Genomic DNA, 16,072 nt, shown 5'->3' on the forward strand with positions numbered 1-16,072 from the left:
GAAAAAGGAAATACAATGATTCAAAGTACAGAAATTATGCTGGGACTCTACAAACCACTATTGTGGGTGGCACAGGTTCCAGTAGACTCAACAGGTGTATCGCCAGCACAAGCATCGGTTCTCACTTCTGGGCCGCGGTTTTTTGTGGCTTTAATCTCTGGTGTAATTCTCGCTTTTGCTTTTCAAATAGTATTAACAAATCTCTCGGTGGCTGCGGGTATTTCTTACCTGGGACATTCATCTGACTCAGACTCAGATCGCGAAGAAGCGGGAAGTTTGGGCGGTACTATTCGCAAAATTGGTACAGCTGTAGGCATTTGGACGGTAGTTACTGTTACGGTTGCTTTATTAATTGCTTGTTTTTTAGCAGTAAAACTCAGTCTCTTGGTATTAGATCCGGGATTGGGTGCAACTTTGGGACTAGTAATTTGGGGTGCTTACTTTTTACTCTTGATGTGGGTAAGTTCCACTACAGTCGGTTCTTTAATTGGCTCAGTGGTGAACACTGCTACCTCTGGCTTTCAAGCAATTATGGGGACGGCGACGGCTGCATTGGGTGCGAAAACTGTGAGCAATCAAGTTGTAGCTACAGCTGAAGCTGCTGCTGCGGCTGTCCGCCGGGAACTAGGAAGCGGGATCGATCCAACTAGCATCAGGGAAAATGTCGAAGATTACCTCGACAGATTGCGTCCCCCAGAGTTGGATCTATCGAAAATCCGCAGTGATTTTGAAAACTTACTCAAAGATCCCCAATTTCAAGCGATCGCTAATAACCCCGATCTACGCAATATCGACCGTCAAAAGTTTATCGATTTAGTTAGTAGTCGCACTGACCTTTCTAAACGCGATGTTAAGCGAATCTCTGATACATTATATAAACTCTGGCAACAAGTAGTCAGCCAGCAAGCACCAGCCCAAGACCGTTTAGGGGAATTAGTTGATTACTTGAAATCTCTACCACCAGGACAAACTAAAACTGATGAACTCAACGCCAAGCTGGAAAGGTTAATTGCAGAAACTCGTGGTTCTCAAGAAGCTGACCAAAAAGCAGCCCCAGGCCCAATTCAGAGTACAATCCAGCAAGGACTTTCGGCTTTGACTGGTGTGGTTTTGGGGAGAACAGATTTGTCAGATTTAGATGTCGAAAAAATTTGGCAATCTCTATCCACTGCTAAAGACAAAATTACTGAACAAGCCGATAAGCTAGGTTTACCCGCAGCTTCTCAACCCTATAGCCCAATTCGGGCTGATGTAGAAAACTACCTGTATAATACTTACGCTTGGCAACTCAGTTCAGAAAGAATTGCTGAAGAATTCCGTGATGTTATCTACGATCCAGCCGCAGATCCGGGAGTAGTTAGGCGAGAACTAGAGCGCCTTTCTCGCAATGATTTTGTCAATATTTTGCAAAATCGGGGACTGCTGACTCAAGGACAAATTCAACGCATAGCCGATCGCTTAGAAGCTGTGCGCCAATCAGTATTGGTGACGGTAACTGCGGTTGAAGAACGAGAAATAGTAGAAGATTTGCAACGTCGCGTTTCTAGCTATCTACTTGTTACCAGTAAAGCTGATTTAACTACGGAAGGAATTGAACGGGATTTTAGGCCTTTGTTGTCAGATCCAGATGCAGATTATGAAACCCTTTCCCGGCGGTTAGCGGCGATCGATCGCCATCAAATGCAGCAAATACTGTTTCAACGCAATGATATTCAGCCTTATGAAATCGACGCGATTCTCGATGATTTAGAAAAACAACGCGATCGCGCTTTAATCGAATCAAAAAATCTCGCAGATCAGGCAAAATATCAAGCTGAAACTCTCTGGCTGAATTTAGAGTCATATCTGCGTAATACCGGCAAAGGCGAACTCAACCCCGATGCAATTCGCGCCGATCTCAAACGCCTATTAGAAGATCCCCAAGGAGGAGCGATCGCCCTGAGAGCAAGATTAGCGCGTTTTGATCGCGATACCTTAGTACAATTGTTGAGTCAGCGCCAAGATATCAGCCAAGACCAAGCAAATCGCATTATTGATACTGTAGAACATTCATGGCACAGTATCCGCCACGCGCCCCAAGCTGTAGTTGATAAAGCGAAGGAGCAATACGACTCGGTTAGCACTACCATTGCTGACTACTTACGTAATACAGGCCAAGCTGAACTCAACCCCGAAGGGATTCAGCGCGATTTAAATCGATTGTTTGAAAACCCCCAGGAAGGCGCTTTAGCTCTGCGTCGTCGCTTGTCTCAGGTAGACAGAGACACACTCGTAAAATTACTGAGTCAACGCCAAGACTTAAGCGAACAGCAAGTTAATGAAATCATTGATTCTGTACAAAATTCGCTTCGCAATATTGTGCGTGCGCCCCGTCGTTTAGCTACCAGAACTCAGCAGCGAGTAGAAACCTTCCAAGCCTATTTAGAAGAGTATTTGCGGCAAACAGGTAAAGAAGAACTCAACCCTGAAGGTATCAAACGCGACTTACAATTACTACTGCACGATCCGCGCGTAGGGATAGAAAGTTTTAGCGATCGCTTGGCGCATTTCGATCGTTCGACAATTATCGCTCTGCTGAAGATTCGCGAAGATATTACCGATGAGGAAGCAGCGAAAATTGCTGATAACATCGTCTCGGTGCGCGAGCAATTTGTCGAGCAAATACGCGGAATTCAGCGCCGCATCCAAGATGTCATTGATGGGGTTTTTGCCCGTATCCGTAACTATCTCAACTCCTTGGAGCGTCCAGAACTGAACTACGATAGTATTAAGCGTGATGTTCGCCAATTATTTGACGATCCCCAAGCGGGATTTGATGCATTGCGCGATCGCCTATCGTCATTTAACCGCGATACCTTAGTCGCCATTATCAGTTCCCGTGAAGATATTTCCGAAGACGATGCTAACCAGATTATTGACCAAATTGAAGGCGCGCGCAACACCGTTCTTCAAAGAGCAGAACGCTTACACCACGAAGCACAGCGCCGTTTAGAACAAGTCAAACATCAAGCACAGCGACAAGCAGAAGAAACCCGCAAAGCCGCCGCCACAGCAGCTTGGTGGTTATTTGCGACAGCCGTTGTCTCCGCTATTTTCTCCGCATTGGGAGGCGCGATCGCTGTTGTTCGGCTGTAAGTTATCAAAATTGTCTCCGCTCAATTAATTCAGCCTCCCCTTGTGGGAGGTTTTTTTTGTCTTCTAATACTTCTGCTTCTCTACAATTTATATTTTTATTTCCTCTGCTCCCTTTGTCTTTTTCATCCGGATGCTTTTGATGAATTTCTCTAAAATATTTATTAATTTTTGATTAAGTATTTCGGTAATTCTGGAAAATATTCAGTAAAGAAACCTGATTTTTACTGTGTTTATTTTGTATATTTATTATAAATAATCAAAAATTTACAAAATAGAAACAGTAAGATCATCATAGTTAATCTCGCGGTTTATTCCATACAATATAACTATCCTTTACGGATGCAAAATAAGTAGATATTCGTTCAGGTTAATATTGTGTTATTAAATTTCAAGGCTAAGAAGAAAAGACCACGGTTTTCTACTGGTAAAAAAAATGGTAAATTCAAGAATATTGTTCTAGTGATGGGATTTTTACTAGGTCTACCAATTTCTACATTTATCATCATTTATTCCCTCTTTCATTCCTCAAGTTCTGCGTCTTTATTCTCTTTTTTATACTCCAACAAAGAATCACCTTATGCCACATCAATACCTTGGATTGATAATGCCGCCGAATGCCAAGATACTCAAAGAGAATGGCATGATAATAAATGTTGGGATAAAGAACATAGTCCTTCTTTCTAAGCAAGATTAGAGCGGAAAACCATCAAATCCCCAGATTGCAGCAATCAAACATCTAGAAGCCACAGATAAAATAGACAACGATATGCATTCTGGGGCGCAAAATATCAATGGTATGGACTCATCTACATGCAACAATACATCGCACAATCCGAATGCGCTGCTTATTTGAGCGGAATCAACGCCTATTAGTCGCGGTTTCTGGCGGACAAGATTCTTTATGCTTAATAAAATTACTTTTAGATTTACAAGCAAAATGGGGATGGGATTTAGCTATTGCTCACTGCGATCATCGCTGGCGTACTGACTCCCAAGCTAATGCTATTCATGTACAACAACTGGCGAAAAGCTGGGATATATTATTTTATTTAGAAACTGCTGACAAAGAGTTAACTAGTGAAGCAGCAGCAAGGGATTGGCGATACCAAGTTTTAAGCGCGATCGCTCAGAAAAATAATTACCATTGTATCGTCACCGGACACACAGCTAGCGATCGTGCCGAAACTCTTTTATATAATTTAATTCGCGGTACAGGTGCTGATGGTTTGCAAGCACTGACTTGGAAACGTCCCCTCACAGAAAACATTACCCTAGTGCGTCCACTGTTAGAAATTACCCGTACCCAAACAAAACAATTTTGTGATGAATTCCATCTGCCAATATGGGAAGATTCCACCAATCAAAATTTACAATACGCCCGCAACCGCATTCGCCAAGAGTTAATTCCATATCTGCAAACAAATTTTAACCCCAAAGTTGAATCAGCTTTAGCCCAAACAGCCGAACTACTCCAAGGCGAAGTGGAATATTTAGAGAATGTCGCCCAGGAGTTGCGGGAAGCAGCCACAATCGGCTTAACTCCTGTAGCAATTGTTCCTGTAAGCCTCAATCGTCGCATCTTGCAAACAGCACCCCTAGCACTGCAACGGCGTGTTATGCGTCAAGTCTTACAACAAATACTTCCAGATGCACCCAGTTTTGAACATATCGAGAAATTAACTAATTTAATTACAGCGCCTAATCGGACACAAACAGATCCCTTTCCCGGTGGTGCGATCGCTCAAGTACAAGGTGATTTAATTTACATTTTTACTTAAATGTAAATGTCGGTAAATGTCGCCTCAATTTAAGATGCAAGCAATTCTGGCTGAGACATTAACTCACGCAGTGTCTCGCGCATTTGGGCAATAGCCTGGAGTTGATAATCACCAGTTTCTTGAACTTCAGCTAAAGATTCAACCATTGCTTGTAACTTTTGGCGTAAACCATCCAAGCAGTCTTGAATAGGTTGTAAAGACTCTTGATAAATATTCACCCGACTCCAGCATTCAGTAGTTTCTGTCCGCAGAGCTTGTAGGTTTTCTTCCAGTTTTTTCAGTTCTTGACGCTGTTCTTCCCAGTCATGAGTTTGATTGTCAACCATTCCTTGGGCTAAGTCAATCCCAGCTTGCATTTGTTCAATCTCGCGTTCCAATTTTTGCAAATCTTGAGACTGTTGTTGACGCTGGTTTTCAGTTTGTAACAGAATCGGCTCTAAATCAATGGAATTGTCTTCTGCTTCATTAGCAACAGTATGTCCTTGCTTTTTTAAAAGTATTGTTTGATGTTGCTTAAGTAACTTCTGACGTTGGAGCAAATTCCGGCGTTGTCCTACCAAACTTTGGTTGAGCATTTGATAGAGGTCTTTTTCATCTGCCAGTTCCATTTCTAGATTAATCACATCTTGGTCAGATGCTTGATGAATCTTTTTTTCTAATGCATCGATCGCTTCTTGTTTGTATTTTAGTTCTTGTTCTTGGTCTTGAACAAAACTAGAGTCGATATCATACTTCTCCTGCAAATCTTGCACCACTTTTTGCAGTTCGTCTAAAGCCATGTTTTCTAAAGCTTTCACATCAACTTGCGCCAGCATTCCACCGCTACAGCTTCCAGAAACAGACTCGATATTTTGATATAAACCTTCTAGATTGCGTAATTGCGTCTTCAAAATTCCCGCATATTCCTGCTTGCTAGCCAGAATTGCCATATTCACTTTTAACTCAGCCTTTTGTTGGTAGAGAGAATTTTGAGCCTCTTCCGAGCTATTTTGGCGATCGCTAAAGCTTTGTACTAGGCGATCAAGTTCCTCTTGCTTTTGCGTCGCTACAGTTTTCTGTTGCTCTAATTTTTCCCAGTGTTGATTTAAAGTATCTTGCTGCTTTTCAACTAACTCAAATGCAAAATTCAATTGTTCCCGCACTGTTTCTGTGGGCGCAACCCGACTAGAAAGGCGATCGATTAATTCCCGCAGTACTCGACTTTGCTCTTCGTCTAATGTCTTCCCTTTTTGAGCCTCTGCTTGAGATTCTTCTAAACGACGCTGTTCGCCGCGCAAATGCTCCCAAGCTCCTTCCAGTTCTTGACGATTGCGCTCAATTTCTTGTTGCAACTTTTCAATCTCTGTACGCGAGCTTTCACATTCCTGTTGTTGCGCCTCCAGTTGCTGAAAATCAGTTTCCATATTTTGCAACTGTTCTAAGCGCACTTCCATTTCCATTTCCCGACGATTCAATTCTTGTGCCTGAAATGTCAATGATTGCTTCCACTGATCGATTTCTTCTTCTTTCGACTTGAATTTTTCTAACTGCCGAGAAAAATTCTGCAAAATATTCACTAGTGGACGCCCAGCTTCTTGAATGCGTTGTACCTGGCGGTTAGGAGTCAGTTCTACCAATACCAGTGCGCCATCATTTAATTTGCTGGCTTCCTCTGCCGCAATCACATCCTCTGACACAGTAGTCCAATTCTGATCGGTTCGCTGACAAGCCAGGAGTTTCAATTCAGTTTTGGAATTACTACTGAGTAAATTGGTAGTGAGTAAGTTGCCTTTTTGCTTTTGTACTTCTGCTAAATACAGCACACCGTTAGTCCTTTTGTGTACTTGATGTCCGTGATTTGAGTTATATCTTAGGTATTTTTGTGAGTTTGCCTGAGGTCATCCGGCAACAGAGAACAAGACAAACAAAATATACAAAACTATTTATAGAGATGATATGTCACATCTGGTTACATATTTGCTAAATATAGATGTGTGGATCGCGCCTTTATATTTTGTGCTGATGGCAATAATGATGGCTACCGTGCGATCACTAGCTTTGTCAAAGTGTATTACGAAAAATTAAGGAAAATTGCTGACCGTCCTTAATGAAGGGAAATGCAGCACCAATGGTAGTTTTTCTGATTTTTGCTAGATATTTCTCTAGCAGCAATTAGCAAAAATCATATTTAGTACTCGTGGGTGTAAATCAATTACCCCAGCGAAATATCCTAAACCATGCGCAGTGCGGTTTTAAAACTGGGTAGAAGGAATTACGAATTCCGCACATTGGTACTAGTGGCACAAGTTTAAAAATTTGGTGAAGCCATCTTGCTATTCCCCACAATAGCTAAATTCAGGTCGCAGCCAGCATGGAAGTTATGTTTTTCAGTCAAAAGTCAGTTAGTCAGTTAAACTTGTCTGACAAGTTAATCATAAAAACATTACTGGGCAAAATTAATAAAGTATGTAAATAGAATTACAAGGAGTACCTTTGACCTCAATGCAGGGAGATTTAAATGAAATTGATATTCCTAGTATCCTGCAATTGATTGAGTGGGGACAGCGAACTGGTCAATTGTTGGTGACAACCCATAATAGTTGCCCCTGCCAAAAATTTAGTGCAGAGGTAAACAGACACCATCATTGCTTCAGCTGCAAACCACAACAGTATTGGTTTATCTTTTTTGTCAACGGCCAGATTATCTATTGCCAACAAGGAGATGGTAGTTTATCTAGGATTGACGATTATCTCCGACATTACCGAGTCAAGCTACAGCTAAAAGACCTCAAATTAGCTTCCCTAGATTCAGTCAATGTGGCTGAGTATAGCTATCTCTGGGAACTGCTGGAGCGCAATCTGATTCAACCCAAGGTTGCTCGTGAGATTTTGTACGGTTTGGTATGTGAAACTTTGTTTGATTTGCTGAGTTTGCACGCTGGTTGCTTCAGTTTTCATCACGGGACGGTGCTTACCCCCCAATTAACAACCTGGGAGATTAGTCCGCTCATCAAGAAAATTGTCAAGCAATTGCAAAATTGGCAGCAAATGTATCCACATATTCAGTCTCCCAATCAAGTGCCAGTAATTTCTGAAGAAGTTCAATCCCACAGTGGTTTACCAGTAGCAACAATTAATAAGCTCACATATTGGGCAGATGGTAAAACCTCTCTGCGACAGCTAGCTCGTTGTCTCAACCGCGATGTTTACACAGTCGCCAAGGCTATATATCCTTATGTGCTGCAAGGTTGGCTGCAATTAGTATATTCAAACACTTGTGATTTTGACCCCTATAGAGAAAATTCTGCGGTAGAGTCCAAGAGCAAAGTACGTATACTTAGTATCCAAGAAGCTCACAGTAACAGTGAGGCGATTAAATCTATTTTGCAACCACAAGGATATGAAGTGTTAACTTTAACAAATCCCCTAGAGTCTCTCAGTCTGATTTTTCAACTCAAGCCAGATATGATTTTTTGTGACATGGCGATGCCGGAATTAGATGGGTATGAGATTTGTGCAATGCTGCGACAGTCAACCGCATTTCGGCTATTGCCCATTATTCTACTGAGCGATCGCGATCGCTTTCTCGACCGCGTTAAAGCAAAGATGGTAGGAACTACTGATTATTTAGTAAAGCCTTTGAGAGATACTGAGTTACTGACACTTATAGAGACTTATCTGAAATAGACTATTACATGGCTATACAAAAAAACACTAGTACCGTACGGCGTCAATAAATATACCATTCTTAATGGCGCAAAAGCCCAGAATATAAGTCTTTTGACTTTTGACTTTTGACTTTTGACTGACTCGGTAGCGGTACTAGACTTGTTGATCCGCTAAAAGATGGGGTAAAAAATGTTATCACAGAAACAGCCAGCCCAATCTAAGTAGTACAAATTTATTATTTAGTAAATTAGTGAAGGAATAAGGTTAATTAATACACTAAATGCTTGCGGAAAAATCAGGGAATGTTCCAAATCGGGAACGTCTACATCAGGAGGTAGATAGGCATTTATGAGTACAGTTCTGATTGTGGAAGACAGTATCGCACAAAGGGAGATGATCACAGACCTCCTGAAAGCAAGTGGCTTAAAAGTCACCCATGCTAGTGACGGAGTCGAAGCTTTGGAATCTATTCAAAGCGCACCTCCCGACTTGGTGGTCTTGGATATTGTCATGCCCCGGATGAACGGCTATGAAGTTTGTCGGCGGTTAAAATCCGACCCAAAAACCCAAAATGTCCCGGTAGTGATGTGTTCTTCCAAAGGGGAAGAATTCGATCGCTACTGGGGCATGAAACAGGGTGCAGACGCTTACATAGCCAAACCGTTTCAACCAACTGAGTTGGTAGGAACAGTCAAACAACTGCTGCGAGGATAAGGATGAAAATAACATGGTCAGTAAACCGGACTTTTTAAGTGGTGGTAGTCAAGACCACTTCCGTCCTGAATTACAAGTAGAAAGTCCTGAAGGTGAATTACATTTGCGGTTTTACATTCCTTCGCACCAGGAGTTTGCACTACCTGCAACTGGAATTCGAGAAGTTATGGAACTCAGTCCCGATCGAATCACGCCGATTCCTAATGCTTCTCCTTTACTTTTGGGTACTCTAAATTTACGAGGTCGAGTAATTTGGGTGGCTGATTTGGGTCAATTTCTCGGGGAAGCAACCGCGCTAAACACAGATCGAGCAGAAATTCCGGTAATTGCTATCGAAGATCAAGACACAATCGTGGGCTTGGCGGTAGATGAAATCGGTGGTATGGACTGGCTAGATGTCCAAAATCTCATGCTACCAACTCATGTGCTGGATACGATGGCTCCCTTTTTACGCGGTGAGTGGTTACTAGATACTAAAAAAAATCAGTGTCTAAGACTGCTCGATCAAATGGCAATTTTGCGGAGTGCGAGGTGGGCAGGATGAAATTGGGAGGGTGGATATGGGAGCAAGTATAGAAGATTACTTAGAAATATATAAGCAGGCTTGTACAGCTTATGCGCAACAAAATTATGATGTTGCCGCTACTTTAGTTGACCAAGTAGTGCAAAATTTACCAGATGACCCTAACTCCCATTTGTTACGGGGTCACATCTACTACGTTTTACAACAGTATGATATTGCCAAAGCCGAATATCAAAAAGTCTTACAGTTAACTGATAATAAGGAAATTATTGGTTTTGCTAAACATGGAATTGAAAGTATTAATCAATACCAAGGTAATTCCAGCGATCGCCTGGTGACGCCAGAGAACTATCAGCAAATCTCTACTGAAGATTTAGCACATAGTACAACAGATCTTAATACTAACAGCTTTGATAATAAAGCTTTTGACGAGTATGAAGCAGTAGCAGATGGAATAGAAGAACTATCTTTGGATAGTCCTTTTAATATCTCTGCAAACAGCAGTACTGATTTGAATTCTCAATCAGACTCTGCAGCATCTTTTAGTGATGACCCCTTTAAGTTGGATAATCAAGCCACCGAGCAAGATTCTCAAAGTAAAAGTTGGGAAGCAGAAGCAGATCTGGAATTACCTGCTTTTTGGCAGGAAGATGAGACAGAAAACAGTATTGAGCATTCCAGTACAAACAATCCTTTTGTTGATTCTGGGGCAAATTCCCTGGAAGAAAATGATAGCGATTCATCTTTTGCAGAAATTGATTTATCAATCAGCAACAGCTGGGAAATACCCACAGAATTCTTGATTGGGGAACAATATAACCCACCAGAAGACTTAGATTTTAATAGCAATAGCCTGGAAAGTGACAATTTTGCTAAAATACCAACTTCTGTGCGGGATAATGGCGTAAAAACCAACAATTTACCCTCTAGTCATCACGAGCAGATAGCTGAAACTACATCCCATAATTGGTTAGGCCCCATAGAAGCTGAAGATAGCTTAAAAGAAGTCTCTGCTGCTAGTAGAGATTTGCCTCCAGAAGAAAAGCTGGTGCAAAAGGGTGTCAAAGTAGAAACCAGTAATTTAGACCTTGACGATAATTTTGATTTGGACGCTTTTGAGTCTGCTTTTGGCTCGGACAGTTTCACGCCAGATGAAGAACCAGTCAATCAGCCTCAGGCAAGTAATTCCCAGAGTAATATAGAGTTTTTAGATGAATTTGATGACTTTGACGATTTAGGTAATCTTCCCGGCTTTGACATCTCAGATGCAGACTCTAGCTTCAGCGATGTGGCTATGCATTCTGGTTCCTTGGACATGGCTAGCAATTCTGACTCTTACAGTGCAGAACCTTTAAGAAGTAATGAAAATAGCGATCGCGAAGATGAACTATTTTCGATTACTGGTTCCCAAGAAGCCATGCCAATTTTTACCCAAGTTGATGTTGCTAAGTTAGAACCAGTCGTCAGTGTTGAGCAAAGTTGGTTAGCACCCTTAGAGAATGCTCCCCTAGAAAAGAAACAATGGTTGATTGCAGGTAGCGTTGGTATTGTTTCCTCACTAGTGGTAGCCATCGTCAGCTTTGGCGCAACGAATTTTTCCCCACCCCAACAACGGGAATCAGTACGCAACACAGGCTGGGCAATGTCATTAGCAGCTGGGCTAGCTGGATTTGCCACTGCTGCCTTTATGGGTAATTTTACCATCAAGCAAATTCGCCGGACTACCGAGAATTTGCAAGCGCAGTTTGATGCTGTTCGCCAAGGTAATCTGAACGTCCAAGCTACAGTCTATTCCGAAGATGAATTAGGACTCCTAGCTACTGGCTTTAATGAAATGGCACGGGTAATTTTTACTACCACTAATGAAGCCCAACGCAAAGCTGACGAACAGGAAGAAGCCAAAGAAAATCTCCAACGTCAAGTAATTCGGTTGTTGGATGATGTGGAAGGAGCAGCAAGAGGCGATTTAACAGTCCAAGCGGAAGTGACAGCCGACGTATTAGGAGCCGTAGCCGACGCCTTTAACCTGACAATTCAAAACTTGCGGGATATCGTCCAACAAGTAAAAGTAGCCGCTAAGGAAGTAACCAAAGGTGCGACTAATTCGGAAACCTTTGCCAGAGCCTTATCTAGCGATGCTTTGCGACAAGCAGAAGAATTGGCAGTCACATTAAATTCCGTACAGGTAATGACCGACTCGATTCAGCGCGTGGCGGAAGCAGCGCGGGAAGCTGAGGCGGTAGCCCGCGATGCTAGCACCATCGCCCTGAAAGGAGGGGAAGCCGTGGAAAATACGGTGGCGGGTATTTTAGAAATTCGAGAAACTGTAGCAGAAACCACCCGCAAAGTAAAGCGGTTAGCGGAATCTTCTCAGGAAATCTCAAAGATTGTGGCCTTAATCTCGCAAATTGCCTCTAGAACCAATTTGTTAGCTCTGAACGCCAGTATTGAGGCAGCCAGAGCGGGAGAAGCCGGACGCGGATTCGCCATCGTTGCCGATGAAGTGCGCCAGCTAGCAGATAAATCTGCCAAATCCTTAAAAGAAATCGAACAAATTGTGATGCAAATTCAGAGTGAAACAGGCTCTGTAATGACGGCGATGGAAGAAGGGACACAACAGGTAATTAAAGGCACTAAATTAGCCGAAGAAGCCAAGCGATCGCTAGAAAATATTATTCAAGTGGCAAATCGCATTGATATTCTGGTGCGTTCAATTACCAGCGATACTGTGGAACAAACTGAAACATCGCGTGCTGTAGCTCACGTTATGCAATCCGTAGAACTAACAGCACAAGAAACCTCCCAGGAAGCACAGCGAGTTTCTGGCGCACTCCAAAACTTAGTGGGTGTATCCCGTGACTTGATCGCTTCCGTAGAACGTTTCCGGGTAGAAACCCTGGAATCTAGATAATGTAGTCAATAGTCCAAAGTTCAAATCTTGGCTCTTGACTTTTGATGATTAACTATTGACTCTTGGCGAAAAAACTATGCTGCCGGAACAACAACAGCGCATTTTGGGTTATTTTATTGAAGAAGCAAGAGACCACCTGAATACGATTGAGCAGGGGTTGTTAAATCTCCAGAGTACCCTGAACGACCCAGAAATGATCAACGAAGTCTTCCGGGCGGCTCACTCTATTAAAGGGGGAGCAGCGATGCTTGGTTTAAATAGCATCCAGCATACATCTCACCGCCTCGAAGATTGTTTCAAAATTCTCAAAGAAAATCCAATCGAGGTCGATCAAAAGTTAGAGTCTTTGTTTCTTGGTGTTGCGGATACCCTGAAAGCGCTTTTAGAAAATTTGAGCGGCCCTTATGGGTTGTCAGAAGAGACTGCTAATAATTTGATGTCAGAAACTGAGCCGGTCTTTCAATGGCTGAATCAGCATCTAGAATTACTGGTACAACAAGCAACCAATGGTGTAGACAGCAAAGCCAAAGAAGTACGTCCAGCTTTTGCAGATAATAGCCACACACTAACAGAAATTTTTATGCAGAGGGATTTCTCCGACGCAGAAGAAGACAACAGCATTGTGTCTGGTGAAACTTCTAAGAAAGCACCCCAGGAAACAACTGCACCCACTGTAGCCAAAAAACAGCAGAATTGGAGCGAATTCCAAATCCAAGTGATGCAGACACTGCGGGAAATGTTGCAACTTTTTAAACAAGGAACAACTCCCCAAAGTCGCCAAAGTCTGCAGCAATGTTGTCAACAGTTACTCCAGCTGGGTGAGGCATTTAATTTACCTAAATGGTGTAATTTATGTAAAGCAGTGACAAATGCGATCGCTAATCCAGATAATAGTTATCTAACTCTGGCGAAAATTGTGATTACAGAAATCAAAACCGCCCAAGAGTTAGTTCTTCAAGAAAAAGATGCAGATATTGTCATTAGTCAGCAGCTAGAAGTACTGTTGAGCTTTCCAGACGTTGAGCTATTCGAGATGGAAACCACTGATTTAGTGGATACATCTGAGCCTGACTTATTTGCTGATAATGATGATAATGCGATCGCAGCAGAGCTACCTGCGATGACAAATGATGTTGTTAATGAAAGCACAGACAACATCAATAATTTATTTACCCTATCTGAGCCACCTCAGCAAGAACAGGCGATTCCATCGACAAAGGATAATACCACCACTGAGTTGCCTTTGTTATTTAATTCTATCTCCAGCAATGAAGATGATACTCCACTGAGTCATCGTCATCGCGATCCGAAAGGGCCAGAAGTTGGTATAGCTGAGTTAAATACACTTGCTGATTTATTTGAAGGTGAAACTCCAGAACTTGATGAAACTTGGCAACAAGAAGAAATTTTAGATATTAATGCTGCGAGTAATCTCGGTATTGATATTAATAGTAGCGATACTGATGATACTGATAGCGATTTAGCTGACTTACTATCTTTTGATGACGATAAAAGTATTGATTATTCCCAAAACACGATAATTCAAACAGAAGATTTCGGCGCTTTATTCGGTGAAATTTCGCCAAAAAAAGAAAAATCCATACCACCTGCATCGGAAATATCAGGAAATCATTTCGTTAATAAAAATGTAAATTTAGAAAATCATGATGATGAAAGTATTGAGGAATTTGCCGACATACTTCTAGAGTATCCTGGGGATATTGCACCACCAGATGTAGTCAAAGATTTATTAGAATTGGCATTAGATGAAAACAAAATATTGCTTGATGGTGAATTAAAACAAATCAACGATGAAGCAATTACTGGTGCAGAAATATATCATAAAGAAACAACTGATTTAAATAATGTATTTTCAGATAATTTACAGGATAACTCTTTAGAAGAAATTACTCCTGTTAGAGAATCGAAACTAGATTCACCACAGCCAGAACTCTTGGCTGTAGATAATTTATTTACAGAAATTCCCGAAAATACGCAAAATTTTGCCAATAAATCAGAAATTACAGATTTATCCGCTCGCTCGCCAAAAATTCCCAGAGAAGTTCCATCTGCAACAGAAAATTTACCAAATTTCTGGGATGAAGATGCACAAACAGAACAACAACTAGAATTAGATGCAGCAATTGAGCAAGATGTTGCTCAAGCTTTAGAAGAAAGTTTATTTACTGCGGCTAATGACTTTTTTAGCGATAGTGAGTCAATATTACCGCCACCACCAACAACTTTTGATTTGCAAGACTTCGATCGAACTATTTTGCAAACAGATGAGCAGATAGATTTGATATTGTCAGCCGATGCAGGGATGGATTTATTTGCCAAGTTGACACCAACTGAAACAAAAAATATCCCTGTTGTGAATGAGCAAGAAGAACCTGCATTAGATATTAGCAGCTTATTAGCAGAAACAAGCGATGTTTCCGACGAGCTACGCCAAAGTACATCACTTTCCTCAACCTCCCTACCTCCAGAACCTTTAGACTTTACTCCTGAATTTACTAATCAGCCTACAGAAAATTTATTGGCTAATGCTTCCAGTTCTGTTAACAATCTGGACGATGATTTGTTCAATATTGATACACCAGAAACAACTGTTGTTGATAATACGAAGGAATCAACGGTTGATAGCGCACTAGATTTTGGAGAATTAGATGCATTTGATACGCCAGAATTAACTGTTGGTGAACCTCCAGTATTAAATTTAAATAATCAGGAATCAGTTGTTGATAGCGCACTGGATTTTGGTGGATTAGATGCATTCGATACTCCAGAATTAACTATTGGCGAACCTCCAGTATTAAATTTGGATGATCAGGAATCAGCAGTTGATAGCGCATTAGATTTTGGCGGATTAGATGTATTTGATACTCCAGAATTAACTGTTGGTGAAACTCCAGGATTGAATTTAGATAATCAGGAATCAGTCGTTGATGGCGCACTAGATTTTGGTGGATTAGATGCATTCGATACTCCAGAATTAGCTGTTGGGGAAACGCCAGTATTAAATTTAGATAATCAGGAATCAGTCGCTGATAGCGAACTAGATTTTGCTGGATTAGATGTATTTGATACTCCAGCAACAACTGCTGAAACTCCAGGATTGAATTTAAATAATCAGGAATCAGTTGCTGATAGTGAACTAGATTTTGGTGGATTAGATGCATTTGATAACCCAGAATTAACTGTTGGCGAACCTCCAGTATTAAATTTGGATAATCAGGAATCAGCAGTTGATAGCGCATTGGATTTTGGTGGATTAGATGCATTTGATAACCCAGAATTAACTGTTGGCGAACCTCCAGTATTAAATTTGGATAATCAGGAATCAGCAGTTGATAGCGCATT

9 protein-coding genes are annotated in these 16,072 nt (G+C 41.6%); 8 read left to right on the plus strand and 1 reads right to left on the minus strand.

Features of this window, described 5'->3' with window-relative positions:
* Positions 1-15 precede the first annotated feature (15 nt).
* From AACW45_RS32545 to tilS, 3 genes are all read left to right on the plus strand, one after another.
* Positions 16-3,135 (plus strand): MFS transporter, encoded by a 3,120-nt coding sequence (locus tag AACW45_RS32545; RefSeq protein WP_190637222.1) that lies wholly within the window; start codon positions 16-18, stop codon positions 3,133-3,135.
* A 375-nt stretch (positions 3,136-3,510) separates the two neighbouring features.
* A complete protein-coding gene (locus tag AACW45_RS32550) occupies positions 3,511-3,819 on the plus strand; it encodes a hypothetical protein (protein ID WP_190637224.1) in 309 nt (102 codons plus the stop codon).
* A 107-nt stretch (positions 3,820-3,926) separates the two neighbouring features.
* A complete protein-coding gene (tilS, locus tag AACW45_RS32555; protein WP_190637226.1) occupies positions 3,927-4,913 on the plus strand; it encodes a tRNA lysidine(34) synthetase TilS in 987 nt (328 codons plus the stop codon).
* Between the two features lie 29 nt (positions 4,914-4,942).
* Here the strand turns inward: tilS and hmpF are convergent, their stop codons facing one another.
* Complete coding sequence (gene hmpF, locus AACW45_RS32560) at positions 4,943-6,715, minus strand: pilus motility taxis protein HmpF (protein ID WP_190637228.1); 1,773 nt, start codon at positions 6,713-6,715, stop codon at positions 4,943-4,945.
* Positions 6,716-7,394: 679 nt separating this feature from the next.
* Here hmpF and AACW45_RS32565 point away from each other — a divergent pair.
* From AACW45_RS32565 to AACW45_RS32585, 5 genes are all read left to right on the plus strand, one after another.
* Positions 7,395-8,579, plus strand: a complete 1,185-nt coding sequence (locus tag AACW45_RS32565) for a response regulator (RefSeq protein WP_190637236.1) — start codon at positions 7,395-7,397, stop codon at positions 8,577-8,579.
* Positions 8,580-8,909: 330 nt separating this feature from the next.
* Entirely contained in the window at positions 8,910-9,275 is a 366-nt protein-coding gene (locus AACW45_RS32570) for a response regulator transcription factor (RefSeq protein ID WP_096642543.1), read from the plus strand.
* Positions 9,276-9,288: 13 nt separating this feature from the next.
* A complete protein-coding gene (locus AACW45_RS32575; RefSeq protein ID WP_096642544.1) occupies positions 9,289-9,819 on the plus strand; it encodes a chemotaxis protein CheW in 531 nt (176 codons plus the stop codon).
* A 16-nt stretch (positions 9,820-9,835) separates the two neighbouring features.
* On the plus strand, positions 9,836-12,709 hold the full coding sequence (locus AACW45_RS32580; protein ID WP_190637230.1) for a methyl-accepting chemotaxis protein: 2,874 nt from the start codon (positions 9,836-9,838) through the stop codon (positions 12,707-12,709).
* Positions 12,710-12,785: 76 nt separating this feature from the next.
* Positions 12,786-16,072 (plus strand): Hpt domain-containing protein (locus tag AACW45_RS32585; protein WP_190637233.1); only part of this gene is annotated, 3,287 nt, incomplete at its 3' end.

The organism is Calothrix sp. FACHB-168 (assembly GCF_963889195.1).
GTDB classification, from domain to species: domain Bacteria; phylum Cyanobacteriota; class Cyanobacteriia; order Cyanobacteriales; family Nostocaceae; genus Aulosira; species Aulosira anomala_A.